This is a genomic window from Planococcus sp. APC 3906 (assembly GCF_030407685.1).
Classification (GTDB): Bacteria; Bacillota; Bacilli; order Bacillales_A; family Planococcaceae; genus Planococcus; species Planococcus koreensis.
Map to the genome: position 1 here is coordinate 92,846 of NZ_JASDCW010000009.1, position 19,396 is coordinate 112,241.

The following is a 19,396-nucleotide window of genomic DNA, read 5'->3' on the forward strand; positions in this document are numbered from 1 at the left end:
AAAAAATCGGTGTATCACACACCATAAGGAATGGAGCAGAATACTATGAAACAGCAAATCGGTGTTATCGGTTTAGGCGTAATGGGCACGAACCTCGCATTGAATATGGAAAACAAAGGCTTTTCGGTAGCGGTCTATGATTATTGGACAGAGCGGGTCGATGAACTGTCCGCCAAAGAGGCGCAGGGAAAAAACATCCAAGGCGCTTACAGCATCGAAGAATTCGTCGCTTCCCTGGAAACGCCGCGCAAAATTTTGATGATGGTCCAGGCCGGCGGCACGACCGATTCGGTCATCGAATCGCTCATTCCCCATCTTGAAAAAGGCGATATCCTGATGGACGGCGGAAATTCGTTCTTTCAAGACACAAACAGACGGACAGCGGCCATCGAAGCGGCTGGCCTGCACTTTATCGGGGCCGGCATTTCCGGCGGCGAAGAAGGCGCCCGCAACGGCCCTTCCATCATGCCCGGCGGTTCGAAAGAAGCCTACGGACACGTCCAGCCGATTCTCGATGCCATTTCAGCGAAAGTCGACGGCGTTCCCTGCAGCACCTATATGGGGCCTCTTGGTGCCGGCCATTACGTGAAAATGGTCCACAACGGCATCGAATACGGCGACATGCAGCTGATTTCCGAAGCGTATTTCATCATGAAACAGGCTTTCGGGCTTAGCGCACAGGACATGCATGGCATCTTCGCGGAATGGAATAAAGGGGAGCTGGACAGCTACCTTATCGAAATCACCGCAGACATTTTGGCCAAAAAAGATGAAGAAACCGGCAATCCGTTGCTCGACCAGGTGCTCGATGCAGCTGAACAAAAAGGCACCGGGAAATGGACAAGCCAAAACGCATTGGACTTGGGCGTCTCCCTGCCGATCGTCACAGAATCGGTCTTTGCCCGCTTCATCTCGGCCATCAAGGACGAGCGCGTGGCCGCAAGCCAGTTATTGACTGGCCCTGAACCGAAGCTTCCTGCAGGACCTTCCCAGGAACTGATTGAAGCGATCCGCAAAGCTTTGTACATGAGCAAAATCTGTTCGTACGCCCAAGGCTTCGCCCAATTGCGCGCAGCTTCTGTCGAATACGGCTGGAACATCCCGTACGGCGACGTCGCCATGATTTTCCGCGGCGGCTGCATCATCCGTGCGCAGTTCCTGCAAAACATCAAAGAGGCGTTCGACCGCAATCCCGAACTGCCTAACTTATTGGTGGATCCGTACTTCAAGGACATCGTCGAAGAATACCAGTCTTCTCTTCGCGAAGTACTTTCGTTGGCCATCCAGCAAGGAATTCCGGCACCTGCCTTTTCAAGCGCATTAGCTTATTTCGACAGCTACCGTTCTGCGGTATTGCCAGCGAACTTAATCCAGGCACAGCGGGATTATTTCGGCGCCCATACTTACAAGCGCGTAGACAAAGAAGGCATTTTCCATACGGATTGGTCTTCTGAGCAATAAAAAATGCGGATTGAGCCAAACAGCCAGACAAGAAATTGATATCCATCCCATAGAAAAAAGCCGGTTCATCGCGAACCGGCTTTTTTCTATGGGTAAATTAGGTTTTGGCATGAAATTTGATGTAAGCTAAAATGACTAGTATTGATAATTTGCTGCCGGAGGTACTTATGAAAACACATTATTATTTAGGTTGGTTCAATAACTTCTTCCCAGAAAAGCTGAAAAAGTGTTGCAGAAAGACATAACTGATCGAAAATCACTGGTGATGATCAGCTCAACTCCATTCGTTGATGAAGCTGATGGCGCTACTGAACGTTCGTGGCTGGACCATGCCGGACTCCATTTTGATGAATACCATTTGATCAATTATCGCGTGCAGAAAGAAGAGGCCCACACCTTATTAGCAAACGCCTCTGCCATTTTTCTGCTGGGTGGAGATATGATTGAACAAAATGGGTTTTTGATGGACTATGAATTAGCAGAGCCGATCAAAAAACTTTGGCTATGACGTGGAAACAAGTACTTTTTACGATGGAATCGCCTTGAACGATTTTTCGATCCTGTCTCATTTTGATCTCGAAAACAACATGTCACTGGTTCAGGACGAACTGTCTCTCCTATCGAAAGAAATGAAGATTTATGCGTCGAACAAGGATTGCGCACTTCGTACTAAGGGAGACAAAATCGATATTCTTGGCGATATATATTTAATTTCCCACTCAGGTATTCAGAAATTGGATGAGACGTTTTAGATGTTGGAGATGGATTGAGCGAATGAGTTTCTCGCCTCAAAAAAGTATTTCTTTGGTGAACATAGATTGGCTAAGAAAAGTTTTAAAAAATAAACCTGAGCTCTCATAAGAGAACTCAGGTTTGTATTTTAAGTTCTCGATGAAATAACCGGCTCCGCTTCTCTTCTAAAACATTTAGCAGTTCCCTCGTAATTTCTTAAATTATAGAAAAAGTACATTTATAAGGTTATATAAAAAATTTATCAGCATGTGACAATAAGTTTTTCTTTATGCCGATAAAATCTTGTTGTAAATCAAGAGATACAACAAAGATCTGATTACCTTTAACCTGATAAATATGGTTAGGTTGATTTAATGCGCTTGTTTTCGCATAAAGCAGCATACCTGCAACCGTTTCATCCGACCCTTTTTTCCAATTATTTATATATGTAAATATCTGATAAAGATTGCTGGACTTCTGTTTTGCAGTTCCGCCTTCAAACCTTGTCACCATATTCTCTGAATAGAATTTCGCATCCACTATCAATGTTTTGTTATCTTGTTGAAGTATAAGATCTGTCTGCATAATCGGTAATGCCTCTGTGAAGCCATCATCAACATTCCATTGAATTTGAGAACGAGATACTTCATAATTTGTTTCGCGCTTGAAAAATGCATAAATAAACTTTTCATATAAAGATGACAACCTTTGTTCGTCTTGCAGCTCTTTCATTATCTGAGATGTAGAACTTTCATCAAATAATAATTGCTCATAAAGATAGCGACACACATCAACAATAAATTGATAGCGAATGTTTTGACGGTTATACCTGACGTTTCTCCATAGCTTCAAATCTAGCTCTACATCCGATACCTCAGTAAAATAAGGTAGAAAACCGTAAAACAATCTACGCATTTTTCTACTTATTTTATTTGAGCGTGATAGGTAAACCAGTGTTGCTTTAATAATTTGATTCAGCAATATATTTTCAGAGAATTCATCATAAACCACAGAAACTTTTTTATTTACCAATGTATTTTTCTTTATCGTAGTATTAATATCAACTTTCCCTTTAATCACATTGGAAGTTTCTTCAACACTTATATAATCTTTATTTAATCCCCCGCGTAACAACACAGGTATACCCACCGATAAAATTTCTGCGTAAAGATCTTGTACATTCTCAAAATTTTCTGTTCCGATTTGTTTATACTCAGAAAGATTTAACGTTTGATATGCATAAGAAAGCATATAGTAAATATTACGAATTGGAATACTACTATTTCTCTCCATTGTAACAGCCTCTTAGTCGCTCAGCCCAGTCATTTGCTTTTTGTTCATTATCAAACCAATACTCAAATAGCTGTGGAATAATTTCATATTCGATTACTTCCTCTAAGCGATTTGCAGTATCTACTTTATAGGCATCACCAACAAAGTAGCTATGCCCGATTTGAAAACCTGTCCCTAGATCTTCAATAATTTGATTGTTTAAGCTTCTAATTTCATCAACGACACGATTCAAAACTTCTGGATTCTCTAATTCATTTACATAAGAACTAAATGTATCATTTTGAAATGCTGGTTTAATTTCAAAAAATGAAAATCTTCTTCTAAGTGCGTAGTCTAGTAAAGCTAAGCTTCTATCTGCCGTATTCATCATTCCAATGATGTATAAATTTGGCGGCACAGAGAATTTATCGTTAGAGTAAAGAAGATTGATTTGCACGTCTCGCTTATCAGTCTCAATAAGCATCATTAATTCTCCAAATATCTTACTCATGTTTCCACGATTAATTTCATCGATTATAAAAAAGTAATCTCGTTCGGGATCTCGAGCTGCGGTTCTAGCAAAATTCACAAACGGACCTTGTTTCAGTTCAAAACCTTCTCCTTCAGCTTTTGGACGGAATCCTTCGATAAAGTCCTCGTAACTATAGCTTTGATGGAACTGAACCATTTGAATACGCGTTTCATCTTTTTCACCCATCATTACATGAGCTAACCGTTTGGCAATAAAAGTTTTGCCTACACCCGGTGCACCTTTCATGATAAGATTTTTCTTATTTTCAAGCAACGAAATTAGACGGTTAAGATCCTTCTTCTCAATAAAAACTTCCGAAAGAAATTCATCCATTGTATACGGTTCATTTTCCTGTACTGTAGGCTTGGATTTTATAAAACGGATGTAATAATCAATTGAACTTCCCGATACACCTTTATATTTTTTGTAGATTTCATCAGCTACCACGATATCTTTCAATTGCTTTAATTGTTCAATATCTGTTTCACCAAAAATTGAAGCCTCAAAATGTTGCTCTATATCCTTTAATGCGCTTACTTTTTGTTTAATTGTTATATCATTCAAGCTAGCTCCTGTATCAGTAACTTGATTAGACAACCAAATTCGAAATTCATTTACGTCAGCATCTTTTGAGTCAATAAAACCTTCATTCATTACTTGATCAATTTCTTGAATAAGAGTCGGATAAGAATTAAGGCATGTTAATGTTTTTTGAGCAAAAGTCTGGTGAATTTCCCACTTTCCAACTTGATGCCATTCCACTTTTCTTCTATGTTTGTACTCTGATGCTTCATTGTCAAAGTAATAATCCCCCATAACAACTCCGCGCGCCAAGATTTTTTTTATTCCTTCTTTCACATATATAGTATCCCCTGTTTGAATTTCATGATAAAAATCCCACACAGCTTTTGTATCATTGGTAGGGCGCACCCCATCTGCCCTTTGTTCAGTCATTTTCCGTTCAACAGACTCCTTTGAATCATAATCACCTAAATCACCTAAGTAATCCCAACCAAGTGCAATCATATTATCCATTAGGAATTGGTCCCATAATTTAGAATTTTCGCCTGGAGAAATCACCCAATAATTAATACTCTTATCAATTCCATCTTCATTATCCTTAATTTTTTTCTCTTTTTTCGGATAAATTAAAGTTGGATTTTCATCATAATATAAAAATATTAAATATGAACGCATTAATACGCCCCAATCGGGGATTCCGCCAATATTATCTGGTTTACTTCTAATGCCTTTTTCATATTCATCTTCTGCATATTTTCTTCTAAATTGAATTCTTGTCGTACCAAACTTTTGTGGATATCGAGGTGTACCTTTACCAGTCACGAATTTCTCAATATCCTCATCGCTTTGTTCAGTCATTTGCTGATAGATATTTTTAAACTCCGAATATGATTGATATTCAAAGAAATTTTCTTTATAGACGTTCTCTAATCCAAACTTCTCTAGTAGCTGTCCTAGTTTTTCAAGATATGGCGCATACCATATACCTGTCTTTTCACCTAAGTTTTCTGTCACCCAAGCTTTGTATTTTTCTTTTTGAGTAATCAAATCATCATTCATAGCGTACCTCCAAAAATTTTTTCCCTAAATTATAGTAGTTCACTATATTAACAAGGGTTTTTATCTGCTTTTCTTTCAAAGTAATTATGTAGCCGATACTCTGCTATTTCTTCTGTCCATTTATAGAGAAGTTCGAGTTCTTCATCTGCAGGCGTTAGATTAACTGAAAAAGCATCTTTTCCTTCAAAAACGATCAGATTCTCTTTAGCGCTGCCGCTCCATTTCGTCATCGGCATGTCCGCAATCAAGAAAGCAATCTTCTTTTCATCGTAGCTGCGCAATCCTTTGCCTTTGGCATCACTGAAATCAGCTTTGAAGCGGTACTCTTTCTCCATTAAGTAAGAATGGAAGAAAGGAGCGGCTTGGATTGGTGAAACTGGCTTGACCCAATCCCTCGCCCCACGGGAAAGCATGTATTTTAACAGCACCATTTTATAGCTTTTGCTCATACCAGTTCTTTCGACTTCCAAAAACCACTTTCTGTAATTGTGCCAAACGTCATTTTCATCGTCAGCTAACTCATCAGCATATGCCAGCATCCCGAAATAGCTACCAAATTCCTGTTTAACGGTTTTAGACGCTGCATTAGCATGCAAGTGAAAATCCAAATAGGACGGACGCCGCCCGAGCTCTTTCTTTAGCTCGCGGTATGCCATGACCAACAATTCTTTGCGTGGGGCTCTCTTCTTACGCATCTCTTCCAGCAGATTGACCACTTGCAGATCAAGGTTGAAGCCGCATATTGCCGGCACCAAGGGATCGATGGCTTTGTTCCCTTTGCCTTCTCCTCCTTGGTCAAAAACCGCCAGCTTTAAATCCGCATTGCGGTAATTACCGATAAAATCAATGATTACGCAATGTGATTTCCCTTCCGCAATGCGCAGGCCGCGACCAATCTGCTGCGTATAGACTGCGAGCGATTCGGTCGGGCGAATGAAAAGAAGCGTATCTACTTTCGGAATGTCTACCCCTTCATTGAACAGGTCTACTGTAAAGATTACTTCAAGCTCTCCAGAATCCAAGCGTTCTCTAGCGCCTCTTCTTTCTTCAGTAGGAGAGCCGCCATGCAATGCCATCGAGCTAATGCACTGTTGCTTGAAGAAAGAATCCATATACTGCGCCTGCTTGACGGATGAACAAAAGACGATAGTTCGCGTCTGCTTGTGCTGTTTCCAGGCCTCCAAAATTTTCTGCGCAAAATCTTCCCTCAGCTGCACCTGCATCAATTCCTGCTCGCTATAGCGTGTGCCACGCCACGGAATCGCGGAGTAATCCGTATCGTCATAAACGCCGAAATAGTTGAACGGTGACAGCCAATTGCGTTCAATCGCATCCAGAAAATGAATGGAAATTGCGATGTTCCCATCGCATAGCGCATAGACGTCTTTATTGTCCATCCGGTCAGGCGTCGCCGTAATTCCCAACAAGAATTGCGGTTCGAAATGGTCGAGCAGCCGCTCATACGTCGGCGCTGCTGCGTGATGGAATTCATCCACGACAATCAAATCAAATTCATCTTTGGCGAACCGATCCAAATGATACTGGCTCCCCAAAGTGTAGATAGAAGCAAAGATAAAATCCGCTTCGGTTTCTTTATGGGAAGCATTATAGAAAGAGCTCGTCCGATCTGGATAGACGTGCTTGAAGGATTGCTCCGCCTGGTAAAGGATTTCTTCCCGGTGCGCCACGAAGAGTACACGCTTGAATCTCTCCGCAAAGAATGCGGCTAAATAGGTTTTTCCAAGGCCTGTTGCGAGTACCACCATCGCCCGGCTATAATCTTCGGCCATCGCATTTTCCAACGCCGCCAGCGCTTCTTGCTGCGCGGGGCGCGGTGTAATATTGGTTAAGTAGGGAACCGGCGGATCCACTACCATCCCTGGCTGTGTAGGGCCAACTGTCATTTCGACTTCTTCGGCCTCTGACCATACCGGACTGATTGGACGCTTTATATTTGCTTCTTTATGTAAGGCTTCATATTCTGCCAAAGTTTCTTGGTTCAGCGGGACAGTTTGCTCCCCATAGAAATGTTCATTAAAGCGCATCACTGCTTCTTCAAACACTTCCGAATCCACTGACGCCGGCGCGATTAAGCTCCATTCCACACCTGTCGTCAGTGCAGAGGCAGATAGATTTGAAGACCCTACAATCAGGTGCGAGTTCTCAGTCCCGCGGAACAAATAAGATTTCGGATGGAACGACGTCCCGCCACTTTTCCAGATCCGCACTTCAGCCTCCGGCGCCTGTTCAAGCAACATCCGCAGCGCTTCCGGCTGGGTGACGAACAAGTAATCGCCGACAAGCAATTTAATCGGCACCCCTTTTTCTGCAGCTTGCTGGAGGGTAGGCAGAATCATTCGAACCCCTGATTTCATAGCAAAAGCCGTAATCCAATGAATCTCTACTGCCTCTTTTGCCAACCTCTCCAAATGGTTGATCAACTGACCTGTAACAAGCTCCAGCTTAATCATCTTCTACCTCAATTAAAAAGATGCGCTGCTCGAAGCCACCACGTTTTTCTGCTTTGGCTTTACGGACTTCTCCCAGTTTTTCAACAGAAGAACCGTGAATCTTCACCGCAGCATGGAGCAGTTCCAAAATGTCCGCAAGCTCTTCTACCGCTTCCTCATCAGTTTTTGCTTCGTTGTATTCTTGGAGTTCTTCGCTTAGTTTCTTTTTCAGTTCTACTATATATTCATCTTCGGGCAAAATGCGTGTAGAAAATTCTTTGCCTGTTTTGGTGATTACGTTAGGTATTAGATCGCGTACTAGTTTGTTGTAAATCGGCATTAGAAAAATCCTCCTCTAAATCATTAATTTTATAACGGCTTTATATTTCCTCACTCGTAATATATTGATACAACTTGCTATTTAAAGCTTTCTCCATCACCATTCCCATATGCACCACAGGTATCTCTTTCCCATTCTTATCTTCCATTGTGCTTTGTTCAATCATATTTTTATCTGGTGCCACTTCGCCTAAATAATAGAAGTCGCCACCTTCGTCATCGTCTTTTTTAACAAAGAGATGCAAGTCAATCCCTTGTTCTTTTGCATGGATGATTTTGATCACTTCTTCGGATGCTAAAGTTCGATTGCTTCGTGTTGACCATTTGAAGACTTCGGGATTGATAAAGCCTTCTGTGTACGCAACGCTCGATTCGACTTCATCGTGCTTGTGATACGTGACGAAGATGGGGCATGTGCCGTGCTTTGTTTTGTAGCCGTAGATGGTTGAGCTTTCATCACTGTTCCAGTTTAATAAGCGGCACGCATCTTTTCGGGTGTACTTCTTGTATAACGTTAAGGCCTTTTCACACGAATATTGTTCGTTAAGCGCAGCTGCACTGTTTACGATATCGATGAGCATGTCTTTAAAAATCGGATTTTCTTTTAAGCGCTCGGTAATTATTGTGTTAAACGTCCAGTTGTTTGATGCTTCTCGTATGACAATCGGTTGGTTTCCGTATTTTTTCTGCATTGCCTGATTAAAAAACGACAAGTTAAAGATGCGTTCGACCGATTTGAGGGTTTCTTCATTGGTCGCACATTCTTGTGCTTTTAATTGATGAAGAAATTCTTCTTGGGATACTGTTACTTCGCTTAGCAGCATGTGGAGCAATAAAACTTCATGCTTGCGCTTGCCGTTTAAGATTTCTTGAGACAGCATCGTGATCACTTGTTCTTCATAGCTTAATAAAACCGGCTCGATTTCTTTTAATTTCAACAAGAATCGATAATAATTCACGTATTTCCCTACAATCACAAGCGGATCCAACGAATTATGCGTAATGAAGTCTTGGAGTTTTGGCACTTCTCCAAGGCGATTTTTCAATTCGATATACGCATCTCTTAATATCTTCATATCGGTTAAATTGCTTCGCTTGATTGCGTTAAAAACGCGATTCTTTGCGATTTCTTCAAAGTTCACGGTCGAAACACCTTTGATGTAACTGGTGTCTTTCATATGACGGCGAATATTGTCTTTGTTTTGGGAGCGATCGCCAGACAAGGCGACAGGGATCAAGTAATTGTTTTTGTAATTGCCGATAAAATCGATAATCGTGACGTATTCTTTGGAATCGTGCTTGCGAAGACCGCGACCGAGCTGTTGGATAAAGATAATGCTCGATTGTGTTTGGCGCAGCATGACCACTTGGTTGACGCTCGGGATATCTATTCCTTCATTGAAGATATCGACCGTTAAGATATAGTCAAGGAAGCCGTTTTCCAATCGTTCGACTTGACGCACACGCTCTTCTTGCGAATGATCTCCTGTTAATGCAATCGTACGCAATCCTCGCGTATTTAACTCGAAGGACAATTTTTCCGCTTCGTCTTTTCGACTGCAAAACATCAAGCCTCTCACTTGTTCACCGGACTGCCCGTAATAATTGATTTTTTGAAGAATGTGATCGACCCGTTCATCAGTTACTAGCTTGGAAAACAGAGTAGTCTCATCGATCACGCCTTCTTCGTATTCGATGTCTGTTACCCCGAAATAATGAAACGGACACAGCATGTCTTCTTCCAATGCTTCTTGTAAGCGAATTTCGTATGCGATATTGTAATCGAACAGTTCGTAAATATTAAAATCGTCTGTGCGTTCCGGCGTCGCAGTCATCCCCATCAAAAACTTCGGGTTAAAATGGTCAATGACTTTTTGGTACGATTTCGCTCCAGCTTTGTGCACTTCATCGATCAAAATATAGTCGAAGGTTTCAGGATCGAGCTGGCGCAGCGTGTCTTCTTTCGAAATCGTTTGGATGGTCGCAAATAAATAACGCGCGTTTGTTTGCCGCGACGATCCTGAAAGAATGCCAAAGTCTTCTTCGGCCCCACCCAGAATTTGAAGAAAATCCGATTTTGCTTTTTGCAAAATTTGTTCACGGTGGACGATAAACAGCATCCGCTTAGGCGCAAAACTGCGAACATCAAATGCTGATAAGTACGTTTTCCCTGTTCCTGTGGCTGAAATGACTAAGCCTTTATCGTTTCCGGCTTCTCGCACAAGCTGTATTTCTTGAAGTGCAGCTTGCTGCATTTTATTTGGCTTGATTTTTAACACTTCTTCGATCGCGTTCGGTTTATAAATTCCAGGAAATTCGGTTACGAGACTTGTTACTGGATTGGTTGGAATTGGTACATATGTACTTTCGTAATACTGGATCCATTCTTCTGTCAACGGGATTGAATCGCCCCACACATCTTCGAATTGTTCGTTAAAGTGGTTCACTATTTCTCCGTTTTCCAGAGAAGTGAGTTTAACGTTCCATTCATAGTTCACTTTAAGGGCATTCGCCGTAAGGTTTGAACTTCCTACAATTAAAGAATGGTGGGTGTCGTGATTAAAGATATAGCCTTTTGAATGAAATCCTTTTTTATTGGCCAAACGCACTTCAACGTTCGAGATTTTCAAAAGCTCTTTGAAGACCTTCGGTTGGTTGAAATTTAGGAACGTTGAAGTTAAAATCCGTCCTTTAATGCCTTTGCGGTTCAAGTCGTAAAAATGGGATTTTAATGTGGCTAAGCCACTCTCTGTAACGAACGCCACCGAGAATAAAAAAGAATCGCAGTGATCCAGTTCTTCAAGTAAGGTGTTCAGTACATTTTCTGTAGCATTATTGACGAGCAGCGTTGGTTTGAAGCGCTCGCCACTTTGCAAAGTTTGATCGATAAAGCCTTTGTACAATGATTCTTGCAGGTTTTGCAATATATTCATACTGTTCCTACCTTTGCGCAACAAACGTGCGCGCTATTTTTTCGATCGCTGGAATATCCGCCGGAGCCCATTCTACTTGCTCCAACTCGTTTGGTTTTAGCCATTCAATCGCCATGTGTTCCGTTAATACCGGCGTACCTTCGAGTAATTTGCAGTAGAAAGTTGTTAAATGGACAATACCAAAATCATATTCGTAAACAGTGTGTTCTACTTGTTTACCTATTTCGATTTCACAATGCATTTCTTCTTTTATCTCACGCCGCAAGGCCTCTTGCGGCGATTCGTTTTCTTCAATCTTGCCACCTGGAAATTCCCATAGCTTCGGCAATGCTTTTTCAGTACCACGCTGGGCACATAGAATTTTTTCTCCGTCTGTGATGACCGCTCCTACAACATGGATGTTTTTTTTCTGAGATGAGTTCAAATCCTTACCTCCTTGAATATTCTCTATATACCGTTAAAAGATTCTCGCTTTTAAGCTATCATTATTTGGCTTTAAATCATTCAGATGCTAAGACTTTATTTTCACCACTGTTTATATTATAAACTTTTATTTCACAAAAAAAATTAAGACATCAAAATATTTCCAGATGATTTTATTAATTCATTTCTTACTTTGCCATAACACTTTTCAAAATCCCTATGTATATTCCTAATAGACAAGGAGGGGTAGCATGAAACGATGTAAAGTATGCAGAAAAAAAACACTAATAGAACGGCGGGTAGACAGCACAGGGAATGTATTTTGTTCGGATGATTGTTTTGACGAATTTGAAGGAGGGCCGGATGATTTTGATCATCCTTATACGGATGATTACGAAGCGATGAGATGGATTTACAGCGAGTGGATGATGCATTACGAAGAGGACTTGCACAAAAGTATTTACTTTGGCTATCCTAAGAAAACAGATTTAACCGACTGGCTAGACGAAGCACTCGAGCCATTTTGGGATTATTACCGCCTTGAAGGACAAGACGGGATTTTTTCCGCTGAAATTTATCAATACATGCAGGATCTCGTGAAACTGCAAGAAACGATTCGCAGCTGGGAACCGAATCATCGGAAGTATGCAAAATGGTTAAAGGGATTGCAGTCTAAAAAGAAGGCTTTCCCGTCTTCTTAACTTCCTGCGATGCAAACGGTCTACTTTTTATCAAATGAATAGGAAAAAGGCTTTCCATATACTTTGGAGAGCCTTTTTTATTTATTCCCTACAGTTATTGTGCAGTTCCCTTAAATAAGTAACTTCGATTAAACGCTTTCCTTTGAAAAAGATAAATAGGAGAATTTCATCAATACATAACTAATCAAGCTTATTCCAAAAAGAACGATCAATACTGGCAATTGTAGATATAGGAAAAGGATAGAGACGACAAGAATGGCCATTATTAACGTGTGCAATGGCCGGGCAATGACAAGAATGAATGCATGCTTTGGGTACTGCCAAATCTTTAAATCATAGTGAACAAAAACCGAGAAGATGTACAACAAACTGAGAACGTATATGAATATAACAACTATCGTCGTGCTCATCAGGATTGTATAAAGCGTATCCTGATTTACATAATGCAGTACTTTTAAATCTGTATACAACACCAGTCCAATGAGCAGCATCACATAACCCACAACATTGGCTGCTACGAACTCCGATTTAAATTTAGCCCAAAACAACTTTATCATGGAGCCATTATCTGATTCCATGATCATAAGCCTCATAACCGCAAATAACGCGGCAGTCGCAGGGAAAATTCCTACTACCAACAAACCGGAAAAGGAAAACAATAGCCATAATAAATTTAACAACACTAAATTAAATCCCCAATTCCCTAATCGCATATACCATTGTGTGCCAAACATAATTTCATGTACCCCCATTTAAGCTGGCAAAATTGATTCTGCAGCTGATGGTATTGATTTATTTACCTATCTATTATATAACTTCATCTAAAGTTGGGAGAGCAGAAATTGCCCCTACTCGTGTACAAACAATTGCGCCAACTTTATTGCTTATATGCGTTATTTTTTTGATTTTCTCAAAGTCCTGCAGAACTTCTTTTGGATCCTTTTCTTGGGCAAGCTGGTACAGCATAGCGCCAACAAACGCATCGCCCGCACCCGTCGTATCTATAGAATCTATTTCAATGCTTGGAATTATTTCTTGTTTGTGGCCAATGGAAATTAACGTTCCCTCTTTTCCTAGTGTAAGGGCAATCAAGCTCGGCCCCATTTGATGCAGAAGCTCGATCCCGCTGCTAAAATCCTCTGTACCCGTAATAATCGCTAATTCTTCCTGACTGACTTTTACAAAGTCTGCTATTGCAATCCCTTGTTTTGTTAACTCTATAAAATCAGATTTATTCCCTTTCCAGAGATCTGATCTGTAATTAGGATCAAACGAAACAAATTGCCCTTCTTTTTTTGCCAGCTTCATTGTATTCAAATATGTAGATTGGAACGGCCCTTCCAGTAAAGCAGTGGCAGATCCAAAATGGAGGATGGCAGCTTCCTTTAATTTCCCTTTATCCAACTCCTCTTCCTTTAAAAATGCATCAGCTCCCCTATTGAAAAAAAAGTCCCGTTCCCCATTCTCCATCAAAGAAACAAAGGCCAATGTAGTCGGATTCACATTATCAAATACAAGCATGGAAGTATCCACATGTATTTCTTCCAACGTTTTTTTTAAGAAATTGCCGAACGGATCATTTCCAACTTTTCCGCAGAACAACGCAGTTCCACCTAATTTCACAATGGCTGCACACACATTAGCAGGTGCTCCACCCGCCTGTTTTTCAAAAATATTCCCGTCCACTAAATTATCTCCTGCATCTTTACAATAAAAATCGATTAACAACTCTCCGATACAAACTACAGAAGCATTTTTATTCATTTTCCTACTCCCTTCATTAAATTTCTAACGATCTTATTCTTGAAATTTAAAAAAGAGGAAACAATCAAATGCTTCCTCTTTCCTAAGTACCTAAATCATATGAAAGTTCCTATTTTATAATGTTACATGTTTAGCAGGAATTGCAATATACCCATTTTTCACGGTCGTATTTCCACCCCGGCTATAAAGCGTTATGCTTTCGCAGGTTTCGTCCGGATAGACTAAACTTGTTATAGCATAAGTTCCATCATTGATAAAGATTTCAATAGAGCATTTATCAATAATCACCCGTAATTGAACTTGATTTCTCTCACTCATTTTAAGTTCTTGATCCGTTGAGAACATATCGGAAAATTCCACATTGCCGGAATTTCTTCTATTTAACAAGATCGCGTGATTTAATGCATCATACTCGAGCGTGGTGATATGGGTTGACGTATGATTCAACGTAATGCCAAATTGATCCGCATCATTATCTACATCCAAGAATAAGTCCACATATCGCTCATTCACTTCAATTCTCTTTGGATTAGAAGGATTTACTTCATAGTTTTGGAGATCTACAGTTCTTTCAAAATATGAATCGAGTTCTTCCACCGGGAATTGAATGACTTTATATTTCCCTTCTACGTTCCGAAGATGAAGCTCTCTTGGTATCGTCATCTGATGTCTCCATCCATCCGTAGGCACCACATTGGCATATCTCCAATTGCTCATCCAACCCAGATAAATCCGGCGTCCATCCTCCTCCGGAATATCCGAAAAGCTTACACCCGCATAATTGTCTCGCCCATGGTCCAGCCACCTGATGTCATCATGTTCCGAAGTAAAGACAGAACCATTAAAAGTACCCACAAAATACTGTGTACGCGAGCCTGTGCTTGAAATTCCATTGTCACCGATACTGACGATCAAAATCCACTTTTCTTCTCCTTTATCTTCTGCCTTTAGTTTAAACAGGTCGGGACATTCCCATACGCCATCATGGGAACCTTCGTTATCACCAAACTCACTTTCAAACTCCCAATCTATCAAATTGGATGAAGAGTAAAAAGAAATCGTTTGGCCTGTTGCTAATGACATAATCCATTTTTCTGTTTCCGCATTGTGAAAGACTTTGGGGTCTCTGAAATCACTTTTGGATATATGAGAAAGTACAGGATTCCCTTCATATTTCACCCAAGTTCGTCCATTGTCTTTACTATACGCCAAACTTTGCGTTTGCTTATGCGCTATCTCAGCACTGCCATCCTGGTGGTGCGTAAAGATAGCTACTAGGCCTGGCTCATCCGGAAAGAATCCTGTCGTATTATCCCAATCCACTACGGTACTTCCAGAGAAAATAGTTCCGTTTTCATCCGGATATAAGGCTATTTCAAGTTCCTCCCAAGTAATCAGGTCCTTGCTGACAGCATGTCCCCAATGCATAGGTCCCCAAATATTTTCATTAGGATTGTGTTGAAAAAACAAATGATATTCACCTTTAAAATAAACCAATCCATTCGGATCGTTTAACCAATTTTTCTTTGTTGAAAAATGCAAACTAGGTCTGTATTGTAGTATTTCTTGTTTTGTCAATTAGTTCTCCTCCATTACATAGCAGTTCGGTCATAACCTTTTTGTTTGATTTCTAGCCAGTCCTGTAAACCAAGACGATTCAGTTCCTCCAAGTATTCGTTCCACTCTTCCTCTACAGTTCCTTTTGCAATCCATTCAGCTTTTTTCCGCTGAATATACGGCACTAAGTCTGCTTCTATAGTAGAAAGACGCTCTAATTCTTCTAAACTGAAAAATACTTTCGGATATATGTTATCCGCTTTCATATGCGGAACCATGACATCCTTCATTAACTCCAATCTCTCCGCAGCATCATCTGGCTTTGTCGTTATTTCTCCATAATAACTGTCCAATATTGCCAATGGCCCTCCGACTGAAGTTCTCTCCCGTAATTCAACAGGTGCAGTCCCTTCTAGGCTGAGATGTTTCAACATATCTTTCTCTTTATCAAATTCAAAGATATTCTGCATATCTTCATCTCCATAAGTACCCCAGTTGTTTTGTACAGACTGATGGGGATTATAGAATTCATCTACCCATTTTGCCGTTAGTTCAAGGTTTTGGTTGGCACCTGTAACCACCATTTTCGAACGATCAAAACCCATCCCATTTGTTCTGGCAACATTTATTTGGCCATCCGGACCTTTTAAAGGCGGCATAAGCGCATAATCGTCATTCGCTCCTGAAATATTTGCTTTATCCCAAGTAAAATACATCCCGTAGCGTCCTTCTTGGCCTTTAGCTACATAAGTAGGCCAGTCCTGTTCAAAAGCTTCGATATCAATTAATTCTTCCTTATGCAATTCATTCATGAATTTGATAGCTTCTTTGTATCCTTCTTCGCCGGAAGTCAATTTAACTTCTCCATCATTAGTCACAACGGTATGATCCCAGTTATCGCCCAGACCAAACGAACCGAATAAGAACCCAGGGTCCTGTCCTCCATCATTCACAATAAATGACATCGGAATTGTTTGTCCGCCACCGGCAAGATCATTCTCTTTAAAGGCGATTAAAACTTCTTTTAATTCCTGCGTTGTTGTAGGCATTTCCAGCCCCAATTCTTTTAGCCATGTTACGTTTATCCACGGGAAATTATCTACAGAGTGGATGCTTTCTTTTCCTTGGCCCAGTTCTTCTATCCACGGGAATGCGTAGATATTCCCATCTGGTGCCGTCATCATGTCTTTATACTCCGGCGCTTTTTCCAGCACTGCTTGCAGATTCGGCATGTGTTCTTCTATTAAATCGTTCAGCGGAATAATCGCGCCATCTTCTGCCAGATTTAATAATTCATAATCACTATAACCAGCGTTGTGGATTGCATCTGGCATATCCCCGCTCGTCATCGATAAATTCCTTTTCTCACCAAATGTTTCTCCTGTAAAGTTTCTCCATTCAATATGAACATTTGTATTCTCTTCCAATCGCTGATTAAGCAACTTTTCATTTGGATCTTCAGGTGCCAGAGGTGAACTTTGTGTCATGATCTTCAATGTCACTTTTTCTTCTAACGGAAATGAAATGTCCGAAAGTCCATAATCCTCTGACCACGTATCGTTGTCATTGCCGCTGCATCCCGAAATTACTGTTCCGATAATCAGCAGCAATGAAGCTGCTTTTAAACTCTTTTTCATCATAATTCCCCGCTTTCCTTATTTTAATGAGCCTACCATTACACCTTTTTCGAAATACTTTTGGAAAAAAGGATACATAATTAGTAAAGGCAAACTTGAAACTACAATAGAAGAATACTTGATCATTTCTGCAATTTTTTGAATCTCAGCCCTTGCAAGCTGATCTGCAATCATTCCAGGCTGCACTTCATTTTGGATAAGAATTTCACGCAATACGAGCTGTAATGGATAAAGTGATTGATCTTCGAGATAAATCATTGCGTTGAAATAAGAATTCCACTGGCCTATAAAAGCATATAAAGCCAGTACAAAAATAATCGGTTTGGACAGTGGTAAGATGATCTGTAAAAATATTTTGAGATCTGAAGCACCATCAATTCTTGCTGCTTCCTTCAGTTCATTTGGCAATCCTTTAAAATAAGTTCTGGAAAGGATGATATTCCATACACTGACAGCCCCTGGCAAAATAATTGCCCAAGGCGTATTGATCATACCCAACTCTTTAACCAGCAAATACGTAGGGATCATCCCGCCATTGAAGAACATTGTGACAATAAAGAAAAGCATAAAAAACTTTTTTCCAGCTAGGTTGTCTACGGATAACGCGTACCCAGCAAGAACGGAAAACAATACAGATACGATCGAGAAGCCCCCAGCATACAGAATCGAGTTAAGAAAGCCTCTCACGATGGAGCCATCTTCAAAAATCCTTCGATACCCATCAATCGTCCAGTCATCCGGATTAAATGATATGCCTTTCGTCAGCAATACATTCGGAGACAGAAACGAGCCAAGTAACACATACAAAAGTGGAGCAGTAATAATGAGCACAATTAAAATTAAAATCACTTTGTTCACTAAGAGGAGCATTCTATCTGTTTTCGAATTATTTACAAGATCAATTTTAGATTTCATTGAATTGTGCTCCCTTCTAGTAAAGAGTTTCACCATTTAATTTTTTGACAACAGTATTAGCAACTACTAGTAGAAGCAAACTAATAACAGAATTGAATAATCCTACAGCAGCTCCAAATGACCAATCTCCTGCTTGCAAACCTCTTTTATATACATAGGTATCAATAATCTCTGAAGCAGGTAGATTCATGTCCGTTTGAAGTAAATATGCTTTTTCAAAACCAACGCCCATAATTCCGCCAACTGCTAAAATAAACAAAACCGCTATCGTCGGTTTTAAAACTTGAAGGTCAATATGAATGATTCTTTGTAAAAGGGAAGCGCCGTCAATCGTGGCTGCATCATGAAGCTGCGGATCAACATTCGAAAGTGCAGCAACATAGATTATTGATGAAAAACCGGCAACCTGCCAAACACTGGATGCAATGAATACGCTTCTGAAATAAGAAGGGTCTGTCATAAAGGAAACATGCTCATCTTGAAACAAAGTCAAAAATTCATTAATCGGTCCTGCTGGTGATAAAAAGATAAATAACATTCCCGATATGACTACTGTTGAAAGAAAATACGGCGCATAAATGATTAATTGGATATTTTTTTTAACTTTGGCCCTTCTCAGCTGATTTAACATTAGAGCCAAAATGATAGGGATGGGAAATCCGATAAGTAGTTCGAATGCGCTTAACTTTATCGTATTCATGAATATTTGCTGAAAGTTTGGAGATTGTAAAAAGTTAGTGAAATGGTCGAAACCAATCCATTCACTCCCCATAATTCCTTTGATCGGGCTGAAATCTTTAAATGCAATTGTAACCCCATACATTGGTATGTAATTGAATATAAAAACCAGGACAACAGCAGGTACTAAAAACAAATACAAGATAAAATTATTTTTGATATAGTTTTTACGGCTTTCTTTACTTTTTGTTGCTTGAAGTGTTTTCTCAGATACCATTCTAGCCATGTAATTTCTCCCCCTCCTTAGGCTTCATCAATAAAATATATTATATTATTCCATTAACACCTATTACGGTAACGCTTTCATAGAAGTTTAAAAATGGAAAACATCTATCTTGTTATAAATATGCTAACCGGTTGA

14 protein-coding genes and 1 pseudogene are annotated in these 19,396 nt (G+C 40.2%); 3 read left to right on the forward strand and 12 right to left on the reverse strand.

Annotated elements, in window-relative coordinates:
- Positions 1–45: 45 nt before the first annotated feature.
- Positions 46–1,461 carry an NADP-dependent phosphogluconate dehydrogenase gene (gene gndA, locus QMA09_RS07540; RefSeq protein WP_290212630.1) on the forward strand — a complete coding sequence of 472 codons (1,416 nt, stop codon included), beginning with the start codon at positions 46–48 and terminating at the stop codon, positions 1,459–1,461.
- Positions 1,462–1,628: 167 nt separating this feature from the next.
- A pseudogene (locus QMA09_RS07545) lies at positions 1,629–2,213 on the forward strand (cyanophycinase).
- Positions 2,214–2,439: 226 nt separating this feature from the next.
- On the opposite strand, the gene QMA09_RS07550 reads toward QMA09_RS07545, so the two are convergent.
- From QMA09_RS07550 to QMA09_RS07575, 6 genes are read right to left on the reverse strand one after another with little or no spacing between them, the layout of a single operon-like run.
- Positions 2,440–3,486, reverse strand: a complete 1,047-nt coding sequence (locus QMA09_RS07550) for a 5-methylcytosine restriction system specificity protein McrC (protein WP_290212631.1) — start codon at positions 3,484–3,486, stop codon at positions 2,440–2,442.
- Positions 3,473–5,578 carry an AAA family ATPase gene (locus QMA09_RS07555; RefSeq protein WP_290212632.1) on the reverse strand — a complete coding sequence of 702 codons (2,106 nt, stop codon included), beginning with the start codon at positions 5,576–5,578 and terminating at the stop codon, positions 3,473–3,475. Before QMA09_RS07555 ends, QMA09_RS07550 begins: the two co-directional genes overlap by 14 nt.
- Before the next feature lie 47 nt (positions 5,579–5,625).
- Positions 5,626–8,049, reverse strand: a complete 2,424-nt coding sequence (locus QMA09_RS07560) for a DEAD/DEAH box helicase family protein (RefSeq protein ID WP_290212633.1) — start codon at positions 8,047–8,049, stop codon at positions 5,626–5,628.
- Positions 8,042–8,368: a nucleoside triphosphate pyrophosphohydrolase gene (locus QMA09_RS07565; protein ID WP_290212634.1), complete on the reverse strand. Its 327-nt coding sequence runs from the start codon at positions 8,366–8,368 to the stop codon at positions 8,042–8,044. The genes QMA09_RS07560 and QMA09_RS07565 overlap by 8 nt, the downstream gene beginning before the upstream one ends.
- Positions 8,369–8,408: 40 nt before the next feature.
- The gene (locus QMA09_RS07570; protein WP_290212635.1) at positions 8,409–11,300 is read right to left on the reverse strand and encodes a DEAD/DEAH box helicase; all 2,892 of its coding nucleotides are present in this window, start codon (positions 11,298–11,300) and stop codon (positions 8,409–8,411) included.
- Between the two features lie 7 nt (positions 11,301–11,307).
- Positions 11,308–11,724, reverse strand: a complete 417-nt coding sequence (locus tag QMA09_RS07575) for a (deoxy)nucleoside triphosphate pyrophosphohydrolase (protein WP_290212636.1) — start codon at positions 11,722–11,724, stop codon at positions 11,308–11,310.
- A 250-nt stretch (positions 11,725–11,974) separates the two neighbouring features.
- On the opposite strand from QMA09_RS07575, the gene QMA09_RS07580 reads away from it, so the two are divergent.
- Entirely contained in the window at positions 11,975–12,424 is a 450-nt protein-coding gene (locus QMA09_RS07580) for a hypothetical protein (protein ID WP_290212637.1), read from the forward strand.
- Positions 12,425–12,552: 128 nt separating this feature from the next.
- Here QMA09_RS07580 and QMA09_RS07585 read toward each other — a convergent pair whose 3' ends face one another.
- From QMA09_RS07585 to QMA09_RS07610, 6 genes are all read right to left on the reverse strand, one after another.
- The gene (locus QMA09_RS07585; protein WP_290212638.1) at positions 12,553–13,158 is read right to left on the reverse strand and encodes a YesL family protein; all 606 of its coding nucleotides are present in this window, start codon (positions 13,156–13,158) and stop codon (positions 12,553–12,555) included.
- A 73-nt stretch (positions 13,159–13,231) separates the two neighbouring features.
- Positions 13,232–14,188: a carbohydrate kinase family protein gene (locus tag QMA09_RS07590; protein ID WP_290212639.1), complete on the reverse strand. Its 957-nt coding sequence runs from the start codon at positions 14,186–14,188 to the stop codon at positions 13,232–13,234.
- A 114-nt stretch (positions 14,189–14,302) separates the two neighbouring features.
- Entirely contained in the window at positions 14,303–15,766 is a 1,464-nt protein-coding gene (locus QMA09_RS07595) for a glycoside hydrolase family 32 protein (protein ID WP_290212640.1), read from the reverse strand.
- Positions 15,767–15,780: 14 nt separating this feature from the next.
- The gene (locus tag QMA09_RS07600; RefSeq protein WP_290212646.1) at positions 15,781–17,382 is read right to left on the reverse strand and encodes a type 2 periplasmic-binding domain-containing protein; all 1,602 of its coding nucleotides are present in this window, start codon (positions 17,380–17,382) and stop codon (positions 15,781–15,783) included.
- 18 nt (positions 17,383–17,400) lie between these two features.
- Positions 17,401–18,297, reverse strand: coding sequence for a carbohydrate ABC transporter permease (locus QMA09_RS07605; RefSeq protein WP_290212641.1), 897 nt, complete (start codon positions 18,295–18,297; stop codon positions 17,401–17,403).
- 16 nt (positions 18,298–18,313) lie between these two features.
- Positions 18,314–19,252, reverse strand: coding sequence for an ABC transporter permease (locus QMA09_RS07610; RefSeq protein WP_290212647.1), 939 nt, complete (start codon positions 19,250–19,252; stop codon positions 18,314–18,316).
- Between the last annotated feature and the right edge of the window lie 144 nt (positions 19,253–19,396).